At 66.4% G+C, this 23229-nt stretch carries 15 protein-coding genes and 1 tRNA gene; 7 read left to right on the plus strand and 9 right to left on the minus strand.

What is annotated here, in order from left to right:
• The first annotated feature begins 108 nt into the window (after nt 1–108).
• Nucleotides 109–447 carry a P-II family nitrogen regulator gene (locus ACLBV5_RS01360; protein ID WP_025977168.1) on the plus strand — a complete coding sequence of 113 codons (339 nt, stop codon included), beginning with the start codon at nt 109–111 and terminating at the stop codon, nt 445–447.
• Nucleotides 448–505: 58 nt separating this feature from the next.
• A complete protein-coding gene (gene glnA, locus ACLBV5_RS01365) occupies nt 506–1915 on the plus strand; it encodes a type I glutamate--ammonia ligase (RefSeq protein WP_312445566.1) in 1410 nt (469 codons plus the stop codon).
• Nucleotides 1916–2039: 124 nt separating this feature from the next.
• On the opposite strand, the gene ACLBV5_RS01370 is transcribed toward glnA, so the two are convergent.
• The 5 genes from ACLBV5_RS01370 to ACLBV5_RS01390 all read right to left on the minus strand — a co-directional run bounded on the left by ACLBV5_RS01370 (nt 2040) and on the right by ACLBV5_RS01390 (nt 12143).
• Nucleotides 2040–3500: an amidohydrolase gene (locus ACLBV5_RS01370; protein WP_447604604.1), complete on the minus strand. Its 1461-nt coding sequence runs from the start codon at nt 3498–3500 to the stop codon at nt 2040–2042.
• A gap of 216 nt (nt 3501–3716) precedes the next feature.
• Nucleotides 3717–6731, minus strand: a complete 3015-nt coding sequence (locus ACLBV5_RS01375) for a TonB-dependent receptor domain-containing protein (protein ID WP_313632635.1) — start codon at nt 6729–6731, stop codon at nt 3717–3719.
• Nucleotides 6732–6947: 216 nt separating this feature from the next.
• The gene (locus ACLBV5_RS01380; RefSeq protein WP_447604605.1) at nt 6948–9647 is read right to left on the minus strand and encodes a M14 family metallopeptidase; all 2700 of its coding nucleotides are present in this window, start codon (nt 9645–9647) and stop codon (nt 6948–6950) included.
• 570 nt (nt 9648–10217) lie between these two features.
• Nucleotides 10218–10302, minus strand: a tRNA-Leu gene (locus ACLBV5_RS01385).
• Between the two features lie 179 nt (nt 10303–10481).
• Nucleotides 10482–12143, minus strand: coding sequence for an amino acid permease (locus tag ACLBV5_RS01390; protein WP_025977163.1), 1662 nt, complete (start codon nt 12141–12143; stop codon nt 10482–10484).
• 155 nt (nt 12144–12298) lie between these two features.
• Here ACLBV5_RS01390 and hrpB point away from each other — a divergent pair, with 155 nt between their 5' ends.
• Nucleotides 12299–14734, plus strand: coding sequence for an ATP-dependent helicase HrpB (hrpB, locus tag ACLBV5_RS01395; protein WP_447604606.1), 2436 nt, complete (start codon nt 12299–12301; stop codon nt 14732–14734).
• 17 nt (nt 14735–14751) lie between these two features.
• Here hrpB and ACLBV5_RS01400 read toward each other — a convergent pair whose 3' ends face one another.
• The 3 genes from ACLBV5_RS01400 to ACLBV5_RS01410 are packed head-to-tail and all read right to left on the minus strand — an operon-like array spanning nt 14752 to nt 17784.
• Complete coding sequence (locus ACLBV5_RS01400; RefSeq protein ID WP_447604607.1) at nt 14752–15564, minus strand: TrmH family RNA methyltransferase; 813 nt, start codon at nt 15562–15564, stop codon at nt 14752–14754.
• Entirely contained in the window at nt 15564–16460 is an 897-nt protein-coding gene (locus ACLBV5_RS01405; protein WP_447604608.1) for a class I SAM-dependent methyltransferase, read from the minus strand. Before ACLBV5_RS01405 ends, ACLBV5_RS01400 begins: the two co-directional genes overlap by 1 nt.
• A gap of 16 nt (nt 16461–16476) precedes the next feature.
• Nucleotides 16477–17784, minus strand: coding sequence for a glycosyltransferase family 2 protein (locus ACLBV5_RS01410; RefSeq protein ID WP_447604609.1), 1308 nt, complete (start codon nt 17782–17784; stop codon nt 16477–16479).
• A 216-nt stretch (nt 17785–18000) separates the two neighbouring features.
• On the opposite strand from ACLBV5_RS01410, the gene ACLBV5_RS01415 reads away from it, so the two are divergent.
• From ACLBV5_RS01415 to ACLBV5_RS01430, 4 genes are read left to right on the plus strand one after another with little or no spacing between them, the layout of a single operon-like run.
• The gene (locus tag ACLBV5_RS01415; protein WP_025977158.1) at nt 18001–18633 is read left to right on the plus strand and encodes a TetR/AcrR family transcriptional regulator; all 633 of its coding nucleotides are present in this window, start codon (nt 18001–18003) and stop codon (nt 18631–18633) included.
• Between the two features lie 41 nt (nt 18634–18674).
• A complete protein-coding gene (locus tag ACLBV5_RS01420) occupies nt 18675–19427 on the plus strand; it encodes an ABC transporter substrate-binding protein (protein WP_447604610.1) in 753 nt (250 codons plus the stop codon).
• Nucleotides 19424–20413, plus strand: coding sequence for a FecCD family ABC transporter permease (locus ACLBV5_RS01425; protein ID WP_447604611.1), 990 nt, complete (start codon nt 19424–19426; stop codon nt 20411–20413). The genes ACLBV5_RS01420 and ACLBV5_RS01425 overlap by 4 nt, the downstream gene beginning before the upstream one ends.
• On the plus strand, nt 20401–21177 hold the full coding sequence (locus ACLBV5_RS01430; RefSeq protein WP_447604612.1) for an ABC transporter ATP-binding protein: 777 nt from the start codon (nt 20401–20403) through the stop codon (nt 21175–21177). Before ACLBV5_RS01425 ends, ACLBV5_RS01430 begins: the two co-directional genes overlap by 13 nt.
• Here the strand turns inward: ACLBV5_RS01430 and ACLBV5_RS01435 are convergent.
• Nucleotides 21168–23198 (minus strand): lytic transglycosylase domain-containing protein, encoded by a 2031-nt coding sequence (locus ACLBV5_RS01435; protein ID WP_447604613.1) that lies wholly within the window; start codon nt 23196–23198, stop codon nt 21168–21170. The two genes, ACLBV5_RS01430 and ACLBV5_RS01435, sit on opposite strands and share 10 nt — an antisense overlap.
• Nucleotides 23199–23229: the final 31 nt, after the last annotated feature.

Consider the following 23229-nt stretch of genomic DNA (forward strand, 5'->3'; position numbering starts at 1 on the left):
GTTCACGGACGGCCTCCGGGCGCGAAAAACGCTTGCCAATTTGTGCGATGCAATGTCCCTTTACCGCCCGAGCGTCGGACCAAACAAGGAGCCGGCTCGGGACTTGCCATGAAGAAGATCGAAGCCGTCATCAAGCCGTTCAAGCTGGATGAAGTAAAGGATGCGCTCCAGGATATCGGGGTGCAAGGCATGACTGTGCTGGAGGCCAAGGGATATGGCCGCCAGAAGGGTCATTCGGAACTCTATCGCGGCGCCGAGTACGTCATCGACTTCCTGCCCAAGATCAAGATCGAGGTGGTGGTGGCCGATGACCTGGCTCCGGCTGTGGTCGAGGCGATTCAAAACGCGGCCCGCACCGGCAAGATCGGGGATGGCAAAATCTTCATCACCAGCCTCGAAGACGTGATCCGTATCCGCACGGGCGAAACCGGCGCCCAGGCCATCTAGACCAGCGGCCGCCTCTCGGGGCGGCCGATTTCAATTCCCAGTACAGGACCTCCTCCCCATGAGCGCCGCCGACAAGATCCTGCAGGAGATCAAGGATAAGGACGTCCAGTACGTCGATCTCCGTTTCACCGACACGCGCGGTCGGGTGCATCACGTCACCTTCGACATCGGCATGGTCGACGAGGAATTCCTCGAAGACGGCACGATGTTCGACGGCTCCTCGATCGCCGGCTGGAAGACCATCAACGAGTCCGACATGCTGTTGAAGCCGGACCTGTCGAGCGCCTTCATCGACCCCTTCTACCAGCAGACCACCCTGTTCATGTTCTGCGACGTGCTGAACCCGGACACCGCCGAGCCCTACAATCGCGACAGCCGCTCGATGGCTAAGAAGGCCTTGGCCTATGTCCAGTCGTCCGGCGTGGGCGATACCGTCTTCTTCGGTCCCGAAGCCGAGTTCTTCGTGTTCGACGACGTGCGCTGGAACACGGCGCCGCACGACACCCGTTACAGCTTCGACTCCACCGAGCTGCCCGCCAACACCGGCGCCGAATACGCCGAGGGCAACCTGGGCCACCGTCCGGGGCCCAAGGGCGGCTACTTCCCGGTCAACCCGGTCGATTCGGGCCAGGATCTGCGCGGCGAAATGCTGGCGGTCATGAAGGATCTGGGCCTCGACCCTGAGAAGCACCACCACGAAGTCGCCCCTGCCCAGCACGAGCTGGGCCTGAAGTTCAGCGACCTGCTGACCATGGCCGATCGGATGCAGCTGTATAAGTATGTGATCCACAACGTGGCCCACGCCTATGGCAAGTCGGCGACCTTCATGGCCAAGCCGATGTTTGGCGACAACGGCTCGGGCATGCACGTCCACATGTCGATCTGGAAGGACGGCAAGCCTCAGTTCGCCGGCGACAAATACGCCGGCCTGTCGCAGGAATGCCTGTGGTACATCGGCGGGATCATCAAGCACGCCAAGGCCATCAACGCCTTCGCAAACTCGACCACCAACTCCTACAAGCGTCTGGTGCCCGGCTATGAGGCGCCGGTGAAGCTGGCCTATTCCGCCAGCAACCGCTCGGCCTCGATCCGCATCCCGCACGTCACCTCGGCCAAGGCCAAGCGTCTGGAAGCGCGCTTCCCCGACCCGATGGGCAACCCCTATCTGACGTTCGTGGCCCTGCTGATGGCGGGTCTGGACGGGATCGAGAACCGCATCGATCCGGGCGCGGCCGCCGACAAGAACCTGTACGATCTACCGCCCGAAGAGCGTCATTCGATCCCCGAGGTCGCCGGTTCGCTGCGCGAGGCTCTGGAAGCCCTCGACGCCGACCGCGCCTTCCTCAAGAAGGGCGGCGTCATGGATGACGACTTCATCGACAGCTATATCACCCTGAAGCAGGAAGAAGTCGCCCGGCTGCAACTGCACCCGCACCCGGTCGAGTTCGACATGTACTACAGCTGCTGATCAGCGGGCCTACGTTAAGGACCTAAAGGCGTCGGACCCCAGGTCCGACGCCTTTTCTACGCGCTCAGATCTCAGTCGCATCAGTTATGACGTCAACTGTGTTCCAACCATCCCGGCCTTGGCGCTATTTGCCGTTGCCGCGATAGTTCAGTTGGGGCGGGCCGTCACCGACCAGGGGGCGATAGACGAAATCCGCACCGCGACGTTCATGGAGCTCGGTAGTTGCCGCAGCGATCGTTTCGGGGCTGACGAACAGTTCAGCCGCCGTCAGGGCCAAGGTCTTGGCTGCGACGACGGCGCCTTTAACGCCAATGCTGGAGCCTGCGGCGGCGGTGTTCTGCCAGCTGTGGCCCGCAGAGCCGGGCACGAATGTAGCGGTCGCCAGGCCGACGGTGGGAACGACCCAACTGACGTCCGACACATCGGTCGACCCGCCTGCGCCATCGAAACTCAGCTTGGCGGGCTGGATTTCACCGACGCTCGACAGGGGCGGCTGGCTGGCCAGGGTCTGCTGGAGCTTGCTTGCGAAAGCCGTTTCCTCGGGCGTCCATGTGATGCCGCCGACGCGGTGCAGGTTGCGGTCCATGACGCTCATCAGCGCGCCGTTGGGCATCATGCTGTAGACGCCGCCGATCTGCTGGAACTCATATCGGGTTTCGGTGCCCAGGGCGGCGCCCTCGGCGGCCTTCTTCAGCCGTTCGATGACTGACAGGACGACCTCTGGGTCGCCGTGACGGACATAGTAGTAGGATTCCGCATAGTTGGGCACCACGTTGGGCGCTTCGCCGCCATCGGTGATGACGTAGTGGATGCGCGTGCCGTCAGGAATGTGCTCGCGCATCATGTTGACCATGGCGTTCATCGCCTCGACGGCGTCCAGGGCCGAGCGTCCGCGATCCGGCGCGCCGGACGCGTGCGACGACGTGCCGTAGAAGCGGAATTTACCGCTGACATTGGCCTTGGTCGTGCCCTGGCTGGCGCTGTTGACGGTTGCCGGGTGCCAATGGAGCGCGACGTCCACGTCATTGAACAGGCCGTCACGGACCATGAAGGCCTTGGCCGAGCCTCCTTCTTCGGCGGGCGTGCCATAGAGGCGCAGTTCGCCCTTGATGTTGTTGTCGATCATCCATTGGCGGACAGCGATGGCGGCATGGCTGGAGGCCGCGCCGAACAGGTTGTGGCCGCAACCGTGACCGGCGATCGCATGCAGGGATTGTTCGACAGGCGATACCGCCTGAGACAGGCCGGGCAGGGCGTCGAATTCAGCCAGCAGGGCGATCACCGGGCCCTTGCCGTTCTTGAAGCTGGCGACGAATGCGGTGGGTTGGCCGGCGATGCCTGCGGTGATGGTGAAGCCGGCGGCCGTCAGATCCTGCTGCAGGAGGGCTGAGCTCTGGGTTTCCTGATAGCCGACCTCGGCGAACTCCCATATGGCCAGGGCGGTGGCTCCCAAGTGCTCGCGGCCGCGCTCGACGCTGTCGATGATGGCGGACTGCTGCGCCGCCGGCAGTTCAGCCGCCCACGCCGATGTGCCCGCAAGACACGATAGAGCGACGGTGATGGCGGTAAGACTGGTGAATTTCATATTCTGAATTCCGCTGTTCGTGCGCATGCTTTTGAAGGGTGAAAGATCGAGACGGCGAACGGGACAGACGATCGCTCGCGGTCATCAGTTTCCGACCACTGAAAACGGCGTCTCCAGTGTGGGCGAAACAGGAATGGGAACCGGACCCAGCTTCATTGCGGCGAGGGGCGGAAAAGGATGGATCTGAAGGCCGTCCTTCTCCGCCGCCCCTGCCGTTTAGAAGCTCTTGGTGACCGAGATTGAGTAGTAGCGGCCGAGCGTGTCGTAGTTCTGGCCATCATAGCTGCCGGCGAAATTGCCCACCTGAGGCGGCGTTTCGTTGAGCAGATTGGAGACGCCCACTCGCACGCTGAGGTCTTTCGGCAGGGTGAAGCGGCCGTTCAAGTCGAAGACGTCATAGGAATCGACGCCTCGGGTCGTGCTGGCTGCATTGCGCACCTGTTCGGCGCTGATCATTGCGGCGGTATGACGCCACCGCAGGCTGATGTTCAGCCAGTCCCGCGTGTAGGCGAGGGTCGTATTGGCCTTCCAGTCGGGGTGGGCCAGGCCGGCGCCCTCTTCGACAGCGGTGCCGCGGCTGCCTGCATAGTTGTAGGACGGGCCGCCCGGCAGGTTCTGAATCTCGAACTTGTCGACATAGCTGACCACGGTGCCCAGAGACAGGCTGCCGGCCGAGGCGGGCAGGCCGATGTCAGCCAGGTCAAACGACCAGTCGATTTGCAGGTCGACGCCGCTGACCTTGAAGGCGCCAAGGTTCAGCGCGGGCTGGCCCGGCTCGAACAGGAAGCCTGTGGTCGGATTACGCTTGCCCATGACCTGACAGTAGTAGTTGTTCACGTCATAGGTGGGGTTGGCGCCATTGAGGTTGAAGCAGTTCTCCATGGTCTGGATGATCGGCAGGTTGCCGACCGCGCCGGCGACTTCGATCGCGTACCAGTCGATCGAGGTCGAGATCCGCTCCAGAAGCGGCGAAGAGAACGGCGACTGGATGACGGCGCCGATCGAGTAGGTGTCAGTGGTTTCTTCTTGCAGGTTGGGGTTGCCGCCGGTGAGAGCGAACACCTGGGTCGAGCCGAACTGATAGGTCGGAAGCACGCCTGCAGGCACGCCCATGGCCGCGCACAGAGCCTCGACCTTGGCGGCGTTGGCGCCGCTCTGACCGAAGCCGCCGCGATAGCCGGAGCGGACATCGCAGGGATCGCCGCCGAACGGCGTCGCCGCGCTGGGGCTGCCGATGCCCGTGCTGCCCGAAGATTCGGGGGCGTAGAGCTCGCCGACGCTGGGCGCGCGCACAGAGCGATTGTAACCGCCGCGCAGACGTAGGGAGTCTATGACGCTCCAGTCGACATCGACCTTATAGGCGCTGACGCCGCCCACGCTGCTGTAGTCGGAATAGCGATAGCCGAGGTTCATGTTGACCTCGCGAGCCATCGGCATGTCCTTCAGAATGGGGACCAGGGCTTCGAAGTAGATCTCGCTGACACTGGTGTTGCCGCCGGAAGGACGCAGGACGCTGTAGCCCAGGATGTCGCTGCCGACGCCCGGAATGTTGTAAAGTTCATCGGAGTTGTACTGGAAGGAGTTGTAGCGATAGCCGAGACCGGTCGCCACGCGGACTTCCCCGGCCGGGAGGTTGAACAACCCGCCCTGCAGGTTCAGTTCGGCGACCCGCTGTTTCATCTCGTTGGTGTTCGAGGTCCGGCGGGTCATATAGTCCATGCAGCTTTGGGAAAGCGCATGGTTGCCGAAGAAGTTGGCTCCGCCCTCGCAGAGCACGGGATAGGCGACCATGCCCACGGAAGCGCCTGTCACGGGGTCGTATTCCATCCGCGAACCGCCCGCGCCGCCGAACGGATCGTACAGCAGGTTCACGACGGCGGATTTGCTGAGCGCGCCGTGCTGGATGTTGTTGGTCTTGGTTTGCCCCACGCTTGCGAAGGTATCCCACGTCCAGTCGCGGTACGGCAGGACGCCATCTGCGCCCAGGACGATCTGATAGACGTCATAGGTGTTGGTCTGTAGGCGGTCGCCGGCGGCGGTGAAGGCCTTCTGGAAGGTGAAGTCGCCGTTGGGATTGGGGCGTGACGCCAGGATCAGCCGGGCGTCAGGCGTCAGGAAGGGGTTGGTGACCGGCGCGCTCAGCGCATAGGCCGCGCCCGACGCCAGGGTCGGGTTGAAGAAGGTCAACGCGTCATAGCTGGTGAAGGTCGCCTGGGCGAAGACCGAGGTGTTGTCGGTGACGTCGTAATCAAGCTTGGAGAAGACCGTGACGCGGTCGTTGGTGTTCACGACCTGGCTGTTCGGCCAGCCGAAGTTGAGCTGTTTGCGGCTGCCGGCGATGTATTGGGTGTCCGTCTCCGGGTCGCGGTAGTTCTCGACAAAATAGTTGCCGACTGGCGTCACATGGCTGAACAGGGTGCCGTCCAGATTGAACCCCAGTTGGCCCGTGTAGGTCGCTGAACCGGTGATGGGACTGGTTCCATAGACATTGCGGAACAGGTTGTTGACCACAGCGGCGCTGGGCGCGTTTCCGGGAAAGAGCATGGCCCCGGAATCGAGCGTCGCGGTGCCGTTCTGGGGCGTTCGCATGATATTGAACGGCCGATCGCTCTGAAGCGCAGGCTCGCGTTGCGAGTAGTCGACCGAGACCATGGCGCGACCGCGACCTTCCGCGAATCGTTGACCGGCGGTGACGGTCGCGCGGAACTGCTCGCCGTCGCCGTATTCGCTGACGCCGTACTGGCTGCTGAGCGTCAGGCCCTCGATGTTGCGCAGCCGGAAGTTGACCACGCCCGCCGTGGCGTCCGAACCGTAGGCGGTCGAGGCACCGCCGGTGATGACTTCGACGTTGCCGATCAGGGCGTCAGGCAGGGTGTTCAGGTCGATCGAGCCGTCCGGAGACGACGGCTGCATCCGGCGACCGTCCAGCAGGATCAGCGTGCGCTTGGGGCCCAGGCCTCTGAGGCTGGCGTTGGCCTGGCCGGCGTTCAGGGTCGTGGTGCTGCTGCCCGTGCTGGCTTGACCGAAGGCGCCGGTGAATTGCGGCAACTGCGTCAGGGCGCGCTCGACAGACACCTGGCCCGTGTCTTCGATAGCCTCGGTCGAGACGGACACGATCGGGCTGTTGGCCACATAGTCCGGGCGCGCCACCCGCGAGCCAGTGACGATGATATCGCTCACATGGGTCGCGGTTTCAGATTGATCTTCCTGGGCGTGTGCTGCACCGGCCATCAGGGCCGCATAGGCGCATGCACTCGTTAGCAACACGCGGGAGGCCTTGGGCTTGGATCGCGTGTGTCCTTGGTTTTTCATGATTACCCCTCTGAGTTTGCTGACTTCCTTCGAAGTCTCAGCGAATGACGTGTTGTTTCGACCTGAAGCGCTTGAGCGAGCACGAGCGGCAGCCAGCGCGTCGCAAGCGCCTGCTTCTCTTGTTGGCTTCAGGGTTTAGTCGGCGGCAGCGGCCGGGCCGTAGAGCAGGCCGTTGAAGAATAGCCGGAAGGTCCCCGCCGGTTGGGCGCGTTGCAAGACTTCGACGCCGTAGACGAACAGCTTGCCCTTGCCGATATCCACTTGGACGACGGCCGAGGTGTCTTTCAGCAACTCCTGATGGTGCGCCCAGCCGCTCCGCAAAGGCGCGTCGGTATCGAACCAGGCCACGGACTTCGCGCCTTCGCCGGCGATGCGATAGGTCTGGCCGTTGGCGAAGAAGACATCCGCCTGGGCCGGCATGCCGAAGGCCAGGGGGTCGGTGTTGTCCACCTTTGCGCTCAGGATCGAACCGGGCAGGAAGAACTCGGTCGTGGCCAGGGGCCGCTGCGTTCCATTCTCTTCCTTGACCAGGGCCGGAGCGATGGGCGCGCCCAGAAGGTGCGCCAGGCGATTGGCACCGCCGATCGTGATGACCGAGCCGCCGTTGCGAGCGAACTCGGCGATCTGTGGCACGGCGCTGTCAGCAGTCACTTCGCCCAGCCAGGCGCGATAGGCTTCGGGAATGTCCTGGGCCTGCGGCAGAGGCTGGTTGCGCTGGGGACGATAGGCCGCGTGATCGAGCGCCGGCGTGGTCCCGTCGGTGAACACCAGGACGTCGAACCGCTCGTTCAGGTTTCCGGCGCTGAGGGTCTGCGGATAGACCACCTCGAACGGGAACTCATATTGCTCCAGCAACCAGCGGGTCCAGCCCGCGCTCATGACCCCGCCATAGCGGTCGACCAGCCCGACGCGAACGGGCTTCAGGGCGATTGAGCCGCCCGCCGGCTTGCGGTCTACGGCATAGGCGTTGAAGCCCAGCTCGCCGACCGCCGCTCGCACGGCTGCAGTGCTTTCGGGCGAGGCCTGCACCCACAGGGCGCCCGGCTGCAACTGGGTGCGCCCGACCTTGGCGCCGTTCTCCAGCCATTCGACGCTGGCCCCCGCCTTCAGCAGGCGATTGGTCAGGATAAAGCTGTTGTTGACCTCATGCGGGATGACGAAGCCCGCACGACCCGAGCCGATGACGGCGCCCGGCGGCGCGTCCAGCAGGTCGTCCGCCCGGCTGAAGGGGCCGTCAAAGCCGTCCAGCACGCGATCGAACGTCACCCCCATCTGATAGGCCAGGGTGTAACCCGCCACGTCGTAGGGCAGCTTGGGCGGGCCGCCCGGATATTCGGTGTTGTGCGGATGGTCCTGCGGCTCGAACATGTCCAGCACGTGGGGGCGGAAGGCCTGGGCGGTCTTCACCACATAGGCACCCTGCGGATAACGCTTTGCGCCAACGGTGAAGGGGGCGCTGGCGACCTCGACGTCGACGCCGCTCTTCATCAGGGCGTTGAGGAAGGCCACCGTGGTGGGCAAGTCGCGCTGTTCTTCAGGGTTGATGATGAAGCCGCGCGGATCTCGGTTCTCGGCCGTCTTCAGCACCGTATCGAACAAACCCGCATCGATGGCGCCGCGATCGGTGGTGGTGGCCGCCGCCTTCAGGTCGTCGACTTTCTGGGGCGTGATGGTCCAACTGTCTTGGCTGCCGCGCTGAATGCTGTTGGAGCCCATCTGATAAATGCCCATCAGCAGGCGTTCGCGGTTGCGCGAGGCGTAGTCGATGACGGCTCGGTTCATCGACCACTGGTAGTCGATGCTGTCCTGCAGGCGCCACATCCGGGGGCTGATCGGCATAGGCTCGTCGTTGCGAGCCAACTGGGTCTCGGGGATCAGCGGAATGGCTTCCGGCGTCGGCCCGCCGATGATCTCGGTCAGGATGCCGACCATGTTGTGGAAATAGGGGGCCGACCGATACATGCCGTTGTGCCAGGTGGAGTAGGGGGCGACGCTGTCCATCCCTGATCCGGCCTTGCCTTCAGAGATCAGGCGGCTGTGCATGGTGGTGCCGACCTCGGTGGTCGTGGTCATCACCAGCGGGTCGAAGTTGTAGTTGAACGGGTCACGGAAGGGCGGAATGAACACCACCATGCCGCGCGGGCCGGTCTGGTGTTGATTGAATACGATCTGGGGGAACCACTCGCGATAGTGGACCCTGTTGATGTTTTCGGTCTCGGGCATCAGCGACATGTAGGAGTCGCGGTTGTTATCGTGGCCCACATACTTCTGATACAGGCGCGGGATGGAGTTGAACTCGCGCTTCAGCGGGTCTTCGTTGCGCATATACCAGTCGGCCACCAGTTGCAGGCCGTCCGGGTTGGCGTGGCCGAACAGGATGATGACATCGTCGAGCGTGCGCCGGGTCTCGGCGTCGTTCTGGGTCAGCAGCCGGTGGATGATCTGGATCTGGCCTTGGGTGGTGACGGTCTCGGTGGCGTGCAGGCCGGCGTCGATCCAGACAATGGCCTTGCCTTCACGCGCCAGGTCGGCCGCCTGTTCTGCGGTTAGGTCTTCGGCGCGAGCCAGGCGCCGGGAAATGTCGCGATAACGATCCAGGTTGGCCAGGTTTTCAGGCGAAGACACGATCGCCATCCACTGCGTGCGTCCTTCAGCGGAGGTTCCGAAGCTCTGTAGCTTCATCCGGTCAGATTCGCCGGCCAGGCGCTGAAGATAACGCTCATACTGATCATAATCGGCGAGGAAGTAGTCCGTGCCGGGAGGCTGGGGGAAAAAGCGCTCAGGCGCCGTCACGATGTCCGAAGCCGGCGTGGCCGCCGTCGCGGCTTGAGCCAAGGCGGCTGAGGCGGGGCCTGCGGCGGTAAGCGCAGTGCTGGTCAGAAGCGCCGCGCAAAGCCGGCTGGCAAAGGTCGTCCGGAACATTGATTTCCCCCCATATAAGCGCCCGGGATCGTCCAGCCGCCGTCGAAGGCTCGGACAAAAAATCGCCCCGTAAAAGACATATTCTTCCTCTGAGAACAATTTTTTGCCAAAAACGAAGGAAGACGCGCCCCGAGGGGTGGAAAACCGTCAGAAATTTGAAATTATGGCTTGGCTTCTGCAGGATGTGGTGGTTCCGACATCCGAGCTCTAACGCTGGATGCCGATCTGGGCGCTGCGGATGGTGCGCGCGCTGCATCGCCAGAAGCTCCTCATAGCCGAGCGGCGGGTGGATAATCGTGGGATGACCTCAGGCGCCGCGTATCGACTGGTCCAGGGCCGGTCGCTGGCGGGAGGGGCCCGGGGGTACAGGCCCCACCCGCGAGCGTCTCAACTGCAAAAATCGCAGGAATAAGGCGGGGTTTTTGCCAACGGGGCTGTCGGCGCTGAACGGCGGGGCTGGGGCCGTTGGCGCGTGGCCGAGAATGGTGCGGATGAGAGGACTCGAACCTCCACGCCTCGCGGCGCCAGAACCTAAATCTGGTGCGTCTACCAGTTCCGCCACATCCGCATAGGTTCGCCCGAGGCTGTAGGCGAGGGCGGCCGTTTCGGCAATCCCGTCCGGCCATGAAAAAGGCCCCGGATCGCTCCGGGGCCCTTCTCTTTTTTGTGCCTACCGCGCTTCGCGCTGCTTGAGGCCGTCGGCCCGCTGCAACGTGCAGACGCGGTGTGCGGAACGACTGATCAGGATCAGTCGTCCTTCTTGTTGTCGACGCCGTGACCGAAGGCGTCAGCCGCCGATTCCAGCTTCACGTCCTCGGTGATGTCGATGCCCTTGGCCAGCTTCGAGTGGGCGAAGCCGTACAGACCGTAGATAAGCGCCCCGACCACGGCGTAGACGCCCAGGATGGTCAGCGGCAGCGGGTTGTCGTTCAGGGCGTGCTGGACCATCGGCACGAAGTTGAACGACGCCAGCGTCAGACAGGCCAGGATGCCCAGCACGGCCGTGACCATGCCGCCCGGAACACGGAAGGGACGCTCCATGTCTGGGTGCTTGATGCGCAGGACGATGACCGACAGGCAGACGATGGCGAAGGCCGTCGCCGTGCCCAGCGACACCAGGTCGCCCAGGATCGAGATGGGCAGGAAGGACGCCGCGATGGCGATGACGATGCCCAGCAGAATGGTGCCGATCCACGGGGTGCGGAACTTCGGGTGCACCACGGCGAACGCCTTGGGCAGCAGGCCGTCGCGCGCCATCGTGTAGAAGATCCGCGTCTGGCCGTAGCACAGCACCAGCATGACCGAGGACAGGCCAGTGATGGCGCCGATCTTGATCAGGAAGGCGATCAGGTTGAGCTTGCCGCTCGGCGCGCCGGCCAGCGGAATGTCGGCCCAGGTGAGCGCCATGCGGTCGATGGCGACGGCGATCGGGGCGGGCGAAGCCAACTCCAGGTAGGGGACGACGCCGGTCATGACGGCGGCCACGACCATGTAGATCAGGGTGCAGACGAACAGGGCGCCCAGGATCCCGATCGGCACGTCCTTGGACGGGTTCTTGGCTTCGGCGGCGGCGGTCGAAACCGCTTCAAAACCGACATAGGCGAAGAAGATGATCGAGGCGCCGCGGAAGATGCCGCCCACGCCGAATTGGTCCCAGCTGTCGCCCTGCGGCGGGATGAAGGGGTCCCAGTTGGCCGGGTTGATGTACTGTAGGCCCACAGCGATGAAGGTCAGCAGGACGATGATCTTGATGACCACGATGGCGTTGTTGATGTTCGCCGATTCCGACACGCCCAGCACCAGCAGGCCGCAGACGGCGGCGATGCCGACGGCCGCCACCAGGTTGAAGGTGCCCGTCAGCGGGAAGCCCGCGTCAGCGCCCGAGGCGACGTACTGGATCAGCGGGGTGGCCCACTGGGGTCCTTCGCCGCCTGGGTAACTTATTGTCGGAAACAGACTGGCGCTGATCCCGAAGTCATTCAGGATCGACACCACATAGCCGGACCAGCCGACCGCGACGGTCGAGGCCGCGACGCCGTATTCCAGCACCAACAGCCAGCCCATGATCCAGGCGAAGATTTCGCCCAGAGTGCCGTAGGCATAGGTGTAGGCCGAGCCCGAGACCGGCATGGTCGACGCCAGTTCGGCGTAGCACAGGCCCGCCAGGCCGCAGGCGATGCCGGCGATGACGAAGGAGAACATGATGGCCGGACCGGCGTGGGCCGAAGCCACCTGACCCGTCAGCACGAAGATGCCCGCGCCGATGATGGCGCCGATGCCCAGACTCATCAGATTCAGCGGGCCAAGCGTCCGCTTCAGCTCGCTTTTGGCGGCTTCCTTCTGAATTTGGGCGATGGATTTTTTAAGGAATAGCCGATTACCGGCAGGCTTTACGCCGTCTGCAGACATGCAGTTGCGCCCCCAACATATGCGACGACCCCTCCCGGGTCGCCTTCTTGGGCGGGGACGCTAGCCATCTGAGGCCGTGCGCGCAACGCGGTTTACGAGGGATGACGCGCCGACGACGCTTTCGTGAACCCCTTCGAAGGCGCTACAGCCGCTTTATGTTACCGATTCACGCTGTTCTGGAGCCGCTGAAGGCCGCCCTGGCCCAGACCTCTGCGGTCGTCCTTGCGGCCCCGCCGGGCGCGGGCAAGACCACGGTCGTGCCTTTGGCCCTGCTGGATCAGCCCTGGCTGGCCGGCGGCAAGATTTTGGTCCTGGAGCCGCGGCGACTGGCCGCGCGCGCCGCCGCCGATCGCATGGCCGCCAATCTTGGCCAAAAGGCTGGCGAAACCATCGGTTATCGCACGCGCCTGCAGAGCCGGATCGGTCCGGACACCCGAATCGAGGTCGTGACCGAGGGCGTATTCACCCGGATGATTCTCGACGACCCGGGCCTGGAGGGCGTCGGCGCCGTCCTGTTCGATGAATTCCACGAGCGCAGTCTGGACGCCGATCTGGGTCTGGCGCTGGCGCGCGACAGTCAGTCGGTGCTGCGCGAGGACCTGCGCCTGCTGGTCATGTCGGCGACGCTCGACATCGCCGGGGTGTCGCGCCTGCTGGACGGCGCGCCGGTGATCGAGGCCGAGGGACGGATGTTCCCGGTCGAGACCCGCTATCTGGGCCGCAACCCGGTCGAAAGGTTCGAGGAGGCCATGGCCAAGGCCGTGATTCAGGCCCTGCATGAGGAGACCGGTTCGCTCCTGGCCTTCCTGCCGGGGCAGGGCGAGATTCACCGCACCGTCCAGCGCCTGAACGAGCGATTGCGTGATCCGTCAGTGGATGTGGTCGCCCTTTACGGTGCGCTGGACAAGGGCGAGCAGGACAGGGCCATCGAGCCCCCCGCGCCCGGTCGTCGCAAGGTCGTGCTGGCGACCTCCGTGGCCGAAACAAGCCTGACCATCGAGGGGGTGCGCGTGGTGATCGACGGCGGCCTGTCGCGCGTGCCGCGCTTCGAGCCCTCCAGCGGCCTGACCCGGCTGGCGACGGTCAAGGTCAGCCGATCCTCGGCCGAGCAGCGGCGGGGCCGCGCGGGCCGGGTCGAACCGGGCGTCTGCTATCGCCTGTGGGACGAGGAACAGACGCGCGGCCTGGTCGCCCATCAGCGGCCGGAAGTTCAGGAGGCGGATCTGACCGCCTTCGCGCTCGATCTGGCGCGCTGGGGGGCGAAGTCGACCGACGGGCTGGCCCTGCTCGATCCGCCGCCTGTTGGCGCCATGGCCGAGGCGCGCAGGGTGCTGGCCCGTCTGGGCGCGCTGGACGCCAGGGGCGACCTGACGCCGCACGGGCGACGGCTGACCCGCATCCCCCTGGCGCCGCGTCTGGCCCACATGGTCGCTGTCGCCTCGGATCAGGGCGATGCGCTCGGCGGGGCGAGGATCGCGGCGGTGCTCAGCGAGCCGGGCCTCGGCGGAAACGGCGTCGATCTGCACGACCGCCTCAAGGGGTTGGAGCGGGATCGCTCGCCGCGCGGCCGCGACGCCATGAAGCTCGCTGAACGCTGGGCGCGGGCGGCGGGGGGCGGCCGGGATGGCGAGGCGGATGCGGGCCTGCTGCTGGCCGAGGCCTTCCCTGAACGCATCGCGCGCGCCAAGGGCAAGCCGGGCGAGGTGCTGCTGGCCTCGGGACGCGGCGCCTTCATCGAGCCGACCGATCATCTGGCGCGCGAGCCTTGGCTGGCGGTGGCGGAACTGGGCGGCGGCGACGCCCGCGACCGCATTCGCCTGGCGGCGGCGCTGGACGCCGCAACGCTGGAAGCCGATCTGGCGCATCTGATCGAAATCGAGGACTGGCTGGCGCGCGAGCCTTCCGGCAAGCCGGTGATCCGCCGCGTCCGCCGCATCGGCGCTCTGATCCTGGACGAAAAGGTCGTCGGCGCGCCCGACCGCGCGACCATGACGGCGGCGCTGCAGTCGGAAATCGAGGCGGGCGGCCTCGGCGCCCTGAAATGGGGCGAGCAGGCGGGAGCGCTGCGGGCGCGGCTGGCCTTCCTGCGCGGGCTTGATGGCGCCTGGCCCGACGTCTCGGACGCGGGGCTGCTTGCGGCGCGCGAGGACTGGCTCTGGCCTCTGCTGGACGGCGCGCGATCACTGGCCGACCTCGGCGACGGCAAGCTGGCTGAAGCCCTGCGCGGCCTGATCCCCTGGGATTTGCAGCGCAAGCTGGATGAACTGGCGCCGACGCGCCTGACCACGCCGCTGGGGAGCGCGGGCATCGACTATGCCGCCGAGGGCGGACCGCGTGTCGAAATCCGGGTGCAGGAACTGTTCGGGGTAAAGGCGCACCCGATGGTCGGCGGTGGCCGTGTGCCCCTGACGCTTAGCCTGCTGTCGCCCGCGCGGCGGCCGGTGCAGGTGACCAAGGACCTGCCGGGCTTCTGGGCCGGGTCGTGGGCGGCGGTGCGCAGCGAGATGCGCGGCCGCTATCCGCGCCACCCGTGGCCGGAAGATCCCGCCAATGCGGCGGCGACCAGCCGGGCCAAGCCGCGTGGAACCTGACGCGGCATCAGCCCGCCTTACAGCCCTTCGCCATAGGCGACGTCCGTCACCGCATAGACCATGATGCCGGTTGCGATGGCCAGGTTCAGGCTGTCGGCGCGGCCGCGCATCGGAATCTTGACGTTCAGGTCGCAGGCGGCGGCCAGATCGTCGGTCAATCCCGCCTGTTCATTGCCCATCATGATCAGGGCGGGGTGGCGCACCGGGCTGTCGCGATAGCCGTGGGTGGCGTCCAGGCGGGTGCCGATGACGCTGCCGGGCCAAGAGGCGCGCCAGGCCAGGAACTCTTCACGCGTCGCCTTGCTGATGCTGACCGCGAAGACCGAGCCCATGGTCGCGCGCACCGCCTCGACCGAGAAGGGATCGACGCAATCGCCGATCAGGATGACCCCGCCGCACCCAGCCGAGTCCGCCGTGCGGATGATGGTGCCCAGATTGCCCGGATCGCGCACCTGCTCCAGCGCCACCCAGCAGGGCTTGGCGTTGGGCTGGATGGCGTCCAGCGGCGTGTAGACCTGCTCGAACACGCCCAGCACCGTCTGCGGATTGTCGCGACGGCTGATCTTCTCGAGGATGGCGTGGGTGACGACGATGATCTGCCCGCCGCTCTTCAGCGTCTCGGCCTTGGCCCGGTCCAGCAGCGGATGCGGCCGCGCGTCCTGACCGACCAGAAGCATGACCGGCGCGCGGCCCTGATCCAGCGCTTCGCCGATGAACTTCAGCCCCTCGGCCAGAAACCGGCCGGTCGCCTCGCGCTCCTTGCGCATGTGCAGGGCGCGGACGGCCTTGATGGTGTCGTTGGTCAGGGAGGTGATGAGGCGTTCGGTCATCAGGCGCTCCATCTGGCGAAGAAGCTGAGGCCGATCGCGCGGGCGCGCTCGCCGTCCTCTGACAGCGCCAGCTCGCCCCAGTCGATCCGCCCGCCGCGATCGTGCGTGGCTTCAGCCATCATGTGCGCCAGCGACAGGCCTGAGATGCGCGCTGCATAGGCGTTCAGCAGCAGGAAGGAGGCGTCGTCGGACAGCAGGGCGGCGCAGTCCTTCAGCAGCCCCGGCATGTCCTCGAACAGCCGCCAGACTTCGCCATTGGCGCCGCGCCCATACTTAGGCGGGTCCAGGATGATGCCGTCATATTTGCTGCCGCGCCGCACCTCTCGCGCCACAAACTTGCGGGCGTCCTCGACGATCCAGCGGATCGGGCGGTCGGCCAGGCCGGAAAGTTCGGCGTTCTCGCGGGCGTAGGCCACGGATTTCTTGGAGGCGTCGACGTGGGTGACATGGGCGCCCGCCGCTGCGCAGGCCAGGCTGGCCACGCCGGTATAGCCGAACAGGTTTAGAATCTTCGGCTGCTTCAGGGTGCGGACGCGGGCGTCCAGCCACTCCCAGTTGGCCGCCTGTTCGGGGAAGAAGGCCAGGTGCCGGAACGGGGTGAACCGCCCCATGAAGCGCACGTCGCGCCACTTCAGCGGAAAGGCGTCGATCGGGCCATGGGCGTCGAAACGCCAGCGGCCGGAATCCTCTTCCTCCTGCTGCGGGTCGAACATGGCGTTGGCGCGCTCGAAGGCGGCCTCGTCATGAGGCGTCCAGAAGCACTGGGGCTCAGGGCGCACGACGGTGTAGCGGCCGTAACGCTCCAGCTTGCGGCCGTCGCCGCTGTCCAAAAGGGCGTAGTCCGACCACCCGCGGGTGACGAGGGTTTCGGGCGTGGAGGAAAGAACCGGAGCCATGCGCGCTGATAGGCGCTCAGGCCGCTGCTCGTCCAGCGTCGGGATAGGGGTCAGGAACGATGATCAACTCTATATCGTCCTGATGCGGGGTCTTGTCCCAGCGGTGCGGTTCCAGCGCCAGCCGGACGGCGGCGTGCATGAAGGCCAGGCTCAACAGGAACCAATAAGGCAGGGAGGCCGCCATATCGAGCGGGCCATAGGGCGTCCCGGCGATCCGCGCGCCGCGGTATTTGGTGATCCAGGCGGCTGCGACCCCCACGATCAGCACCGCCCATCCCAGAACGGAAAGGGACGGCAGTTGCCTGTCCATGGCCGACATCAGGCAAACCACGGCGACCCAGGCCATGCAGCCGGCATGGACCGCCGCCGATCCCAGGCCGGCGCCGATGGTCATGATCAACGCCGCCCAGCCGCGCCAGCCCATTCCCTCGGTCCAGCGCGTATGCACCGCCAGCGTCTGCAGATGGCCTTTCAGCCAGCGCGTCCGCTGCGGCAGCCAAAGGCGCACCGGACCGGGCGGCGTCTCATAGGTGGGCCGGCTGATGACGCCCAGTCGATATCCGGAACGCCAGATCCGAAAACCCAGATCGGCGTCTTCGGTCACGTTCCACGAATCCCATCCGCCCAACGCCCTCAGCACCGACACGCGGAAATGATTGCTGGTCCCGCCCAGCGGAAAGGGCAGGCCAAGCCGAACCATGGCGGGCAGGGTGATCTCGAACAGGGCGGCGTATTCGGCCGCAAACTGGCGGTCGAGCAGGGGGTGAGGGCTGGTCTTCTGGCGACTTCGGATGCGCAGCGGAGCCTGAACGCAGGCCAGGCTGTCGCCCTCATCGCGAAACTTCATCGCTGCTTCCTTCAGTTGCAGCGGATCGGGGTCGTCTTCCGCGTCGTAGATGGTCAGGAAGTCGCCGGTCGCGCGCGCCAGGGCGTAGTTCAACGCGCGTGGCTTCGTCTTGGGCGTGCCGGGCGGCACCACAAGCACGCTCAACCAGTCGGGCAGCTCCAGCTGCGACGCTGCGGCGATCGTGGCGTGATCATCGGCTTCAAGCGCCAGGAAGCCTTGCAGGCGGTCACGGGGATAATCGATCTCATCCAGTCGCTCGACCAGATGGGGCAATATCTGCGCCTCGTGATAAAGCGCGGCTACGACGGTGTAGCGGGGCCAGTCCTCATGACGCCAACTGGGAGACGGGGCCGCCCTCGGCGCGCGGGCCTGAACCGCGATTAGGCCCAGCCGCCACGCCGCCAGCGCCAGAAATCCGATCTGCGTCGATACGAGGAGCCATCCGGCCAGACGCGGCACAGCGGCGGCGCTGGTCATGCTCAGCGCCAGCGCGACGCCTATGGAGATCGCCTGAACGCGCGTCAGGGTGATGCGCGCTGACTCTGTCCTTGATTGTTGACAACCCACCACGCCCTCGTCCGATTTAACGCAATGTTAATATCATTGATATCCCAAAGCTTGGGTTTGGCTAGAGGGGTTGGTCGAGTTAACCTCGCGTCGGGATTCGGGTCCCTCGTTCAAGGAGCCAGTTGATTGTCGATCTCCACGACTTCCACGTCGCGATCGAACCGCAAGGCCAAGGGAGACGGGCACGAACGCCGGGCCGAGATCCTGACGGCGGCCGAACGCATCTTTGTCGAAAGCGGCTACGACGGCGCCACGATCCGCAAGATCGCCGATGAGGTGGGCCTGTCCTCGACGGCGCTCTACATGCATTTCGCCGATAAGAGCGAAATCCTGAACGAGATTTGCAGGAATACCTTCGAAAGGCTGGCCGAGCGCAACCGCAGCATCCTGGCGGATACGGAACCCTCGCTGGCGCGCCTGCGCCGGATCGCCGAGAGCTATGTGGCTTTCGGCCTGGAGCATCCCAACGCCTACCGACTCGCCTATCTCACGCCGACGGCCGAGACCCGCCACGGGGCCGAGACCATTGCGCAGAAGGCGGGAGGAGAGCTGTTTGAGGCCGTGGTGTCAGTTGTCGAAGACGCCGTGGAGCAGGGCGTCCTGCGCGGGGACGCGCGGATACAGGCGCAGGTCATCTGGGCTTGCGTGCACGGTCTGGTCTCCTTGCTGATCACCAAGCCCTATTTCGACTGGGCGGACCGCGAGGTTTTGATCCGCACTCAGTTGGACGTGCTGTTCAATGGGCTGGCCGCCCGGTGAGGCGATGCTGCTGCGGACTCGTCCTCCTGATCACCGCAACCTTGGCGACCGCAACCCAGGCGCGGCCGCTGCGGGTGATGGCGTTGGATCAGTGCGCCGATCAGTTCGTCCTGGCCCTCGCGCCTGACGCGGAGCTCGCCCTGTCGCCGCGCGCCGACGATCCCGATGCATGGATGCGACAGGCGGCGAATGGGCGGCGGATGGTTCGTCCGACCCTGGAGGCCGCGACAGGATTTCAGCCGGATGTGGCGGTTCGTTACTGGGGCGGCGATGCACGGCTTTTGAACGCGCTCGATCGGCGTGGAGTGCGCACGGTCGGCATCGACGACGCCACGGACATGGAGGGGATCAAGGCCAATATCCGCAAGGTGGCGGCCGCACTGGATCGCCGTGCGCGCGGCGAGGCCCTGATCCGCCAAATGGAGGCGCGGCTGACGCAGGCGTCGGGCGCGGGGCGGGGGCGGGCGGCTGTCTATGTCACGGCCAGCGGCTTCACCAGCGGGCCGGGCTCGCTGATGGACGCCATTCTGCGCGCGGCCGGGTTCCGCAACGGGGTGATGCACCCCGGCTATCAACCGCTGGGGCTGGAGCGGGTGCTGCTTTCGCCGCCTGCGCTGTATGTGAAGGGATTTTTCGACCTTGCGCGGTCGGACTGGCGCGGCGCCGGGCGCCATCCGGTCATGCGCCGGGCGACAGCGGAACGCACGGCGGCCAGCCTGCCGGGCGCGGCCCTGACCTGTCCCGCGTGGTTCGCGGCGGACGCAGCTGTTCTGCTGGCGGAGCAGGCGAAATGACCGGCGCCGCGAGACTGAATATCGGCCTGGGTTTTGCCCTGGTCGCCGCGCTCGGCGTGGCGGTGACCCTGGGAGAAACCGCGTTCAGCGCGGGGCAGTACGCCGAGGGGTTTTCTAATCCTGCGTCCGGGCCGGGCGAGGTGCTGTGGTTGGTGCGCGCGCCGCGTGCGGTCTGCGCCCTGCTGGTCGGCGCAGCGCTCGGCCTGGCCGGGGCGGTGATGCAGGGACTGCTGCGTAATCCGCTGGCCGAGCCGGGGGTGCTGGGGGTGTCTGCGACCTCGGCCCTGGCCGCCGCGACCGCCATTGTGCTGGGGCTGGCGGCGATCCCCGGCGCTGTGGAAAGCGCGGCTCTGTTCGGCGCGGCGGTCGGGGGAGGCCTGCTGATCGTCCTGGCGGCGCGGGTGCGGGCGCCCGAGGCGCTGATCCTGTTCGGCGTGGCCCTGTCCAGTTTCGCAGGCGCGCTCACGGCCTTGATCTTCAACCTGTCGCCGTCGCCGATCGCCTCGGCCGAGGTGATGAACTGGCTGCTGGGATCGGTCGAGAACCGCAGTTGGAACGATGTCGCCTGGGTGGCGCCGGCGCTTCTGATCTCGGCGTTTCTGGCGAGAAGCGCGTCGCCGGGGCTGCGGATGCTGACGCTGGGCGAGGAGGCGGCCCGCGCTTCCGGCCTGTCGATGGGACGGATGCGGGTGCTGGCCCTGGCGGCGTCGGCGCTGGCGGCGGGCGCGGCGGTGGCTGTCGCCGGCGTCATCGGCTTCGTCGGCCTGGCGGCGCCGCATCTGGTGCGCGCGGCGGTGCGCGGCGATCCGGGACGGTTGCTGGCGCCCTCGGCTCTGGCGGGCGGCCTGATGCTGGTGCTGGCCGATCTTATGGCGCGGATGCTGCCGACGGATCAGGAGCTGAAGCTGGGGGTGTTCACCGCCCTGGTCGGCGCGCCGCTGTTCGCCCTGATCGCATGGCGGGCGGCGCGGGAGTGGCGGCTGTGAGCGGGCTGCTGGAGCTTGAGAACGCCCACGCGCGCCTCGGCGGGGTCGAGGTTCTGAAAGGCGCGTCCTTCCTCGTCCGGCCAGGCGAAGTCGTCGCCCTGTGCGGACCGAACGGGGCGGGCAAGTCGACGGCCGTTCGCGCCGCCCTTGGCCTGACCCCGCTGACCCAAGGGACCGCTCGTCTGGGCGGCCACGAGGCCCGGCGTCTGTCGGAACGCCAGCGGGGCGAGCGCGCGGCCTATCTGCCGCAGGACCGTTCCATCGCCTGGAACCTGCCGGCCGTCGAAGTGGCGGCGTTGGGCGCGCCTTTCCTCACCGGGGGAGCGGCGCTGGAGCGCGCCCGCGCCGCGCTGGACGAGGTCGGCGTCGGCCATCTGGCCGATCGCGGCGTGGCCGATATGTCGGGCGGCGAACGCGCACGCGTGCTTCTGGCGCGCGCCCTGACGGTTCCGGCGCCTCTCTTGGTCGCCGATGAGCCGATTGCCGGTCTGGACCCGGACGCCCAGCTGCTGGTTCTGGAGCGGCTGCGGGCGCGCGCAGACGCCGGGCGCGGGGTCCTGGTCAGCCTGCACGACCTGAGCCTGGCGGCGCGTTTCGCCCATCGGGTCGTGGTGCTGCATCAGGGCCGCGCGGCGGCGGAAGGCGCGCCGACCGAGGCCCTGTCGCCCAGCATCCTGAAGACCGTCTTCAACCTCGACGCCGTTTGGCTGGAGGCCTCAGACGGGCCGTGGTTAGCGGCCCGTCGCGCGTCACATCACGGCTGATAGGCGCGCGGTCCGGCGTTCGGCGGCGTGCCGCGGGCTAGGTCCGCCGACGGCGTGAGCGGGGCAGAGCCGCCGTTCAGCCGGGCGCGATAGACCTGCATGTTTTCCATCACCCGCATCATGTAGTTGCGCGTCTCGGTGAAGGGGGCGCACTCGATGAAGTCGATGGGATCGACCTGGGCCTGACGCGGGTCGCCGCAGCGGGCGGTCCACTGCGGCGGACGGGCCGGTCCGGCGTTGTAGCCGACAGAGGCCAGCAGCGGCGACCCGCCGAAGTTGTTGATCAGCTCGCCCAGGTGATAGCTGCCCAGGGTCATGTTGATCTCCGGGTCCCAGAGCTGCTCTGAGTTGAACGAGCGGCCCATGCGACGCGCCACGCCCTGCGCCGTCGCGGGCAGAAGCTGCATCATGCCGCGCGCATCGGCGTGCGAACGGACCAGGGGGTCGAAGCTGGATTCCTGACGGGTGATGGCCAGGGCGAACTCGTTCGGCGCCATGCCCGCGACCTGTTGCGGCAACTGAATCGGATACATCCGCTCGGGCATGACGAAGCCGCGCTGGCTGGCCGCGCGACCGACCATCATCGAGCCGAACTGGTCGCCATAGCCCTGCATCAGGTCGAACAACTGCGCCAGGTCGTAGGGCGACAGCAGGGTATCATCCAGATGATAGGCGAACACCCGCATCAGCGTCTTCTCGCCGATCTGGCCCAGGATGCGGGTGGCCCGCACCACTTCATTGCCCTCGAAGCGGTTGACGTCTTCCGGCGACGGCGCCGGTTCGCCCGGCAGGGTCAGAGTCGTCGCCCCGGCCTTTTCCGCCGCCAGCTGGCCATAGAAGGTCTGCCAGTGCTCGGCCCCCGCCTGATACCAGCGCTGGGCGCCCTCGCGGTCGCCGCGCGCCTCGGCCGCCCGGCCTAGCCAGTACAGGGCGCGCCCTTGCGTGATCGGCGTCGAGGAGGCGTTGCGCAGGGCCTCGAAATGCTGGGCCGCCGTGGCCGGATCATTGAGCTTGGTCAGGGCCACCCAGCCTGCGAAGAACTCGGCGTCGACCTTGCGCTCGCCCGAGGGGAAGCCGTGGCCGTTCATGGCGGCGTAGGCGGCGCGCGCATTGCCCTGTTGCAGGGCGTCCAGGAAGTAGTTGCGGCGTTCGCTCCACAGCGTGTTCTGACCTTCCGAGTGCGACGGCGCAGCGGGCAGGGCGGACAGCAGCGGGAAGGCCTCGGCCTGGCGCCCGGCCGAGCGCAGCAGGCGCACGCGCTCCAGGACCACGGCCGGGTCGTTGGCTTGCGAGGGCGACAGGCCGCCGACGATGGCGTCGGGCGCGTAAGCGGTGCGCAGCGCCATCACCGTGTTGGCGATCGTCTGACGGTCGGCCGGGACCAGGGCGACCATGGCGCGCGTCGCCGGGCCGTGCGGCCCCAGCAGCAGCATGTTCAGCCGCGCTACATGATCGTCGCTGGTCAGCCAGCCGCTCCAGCGCGAATAGATGCGGCTTTGCTGGGCCTCTTCAAAGCTCTGGGTGCGCCACCAGTCGCGAATCAGCGCCTGGGCCTCCTGGCGGCGGCCGGTCTGCTCCAGCGCGCCGGCCAGGGCGATGGCGCCCTGGGCCGTGGTCGGGGCGGTCCCGTTGAAGAAGGCGATGACGGCGTCCGGCGACTGGCCAGCCATGTCCAGCGCTCGCTCGCCGGCTGCTCTGCGCGATTCGCCGCGCGGCCAGTTCGCCAGGTCGGTCTGCGCCCGCGCCAGGTCGCTGTAGGACATCTGCCTGTCAGAGGTGTCGACCAGCGCCCACTCGACCAGCTTGCGCGCCGAGGGGTCGGAAATCCGGGCCATGACAGCCTGCGTGCCGACCACGTCGCGGGCTCGCGCGGCGGTCAGTCCCTGCTGCACCAGGGCGGCGTCCTGGCTGCTGATGATTCCGCCCTGGCTGGCGGAGTAGGGGGCAGGCGTGCTGTTCAGCACGTCCTGAGCCGGGGGAGTCAGAATCGCCAAGGCGGCGGCCACGGTCGTCGCGATCATTAGATATCTGATCCTCATTCATCTTTGGTTG

This window comes from Brevundimonas sp. M1A4_2e (genome assembly GCF_053345555.1).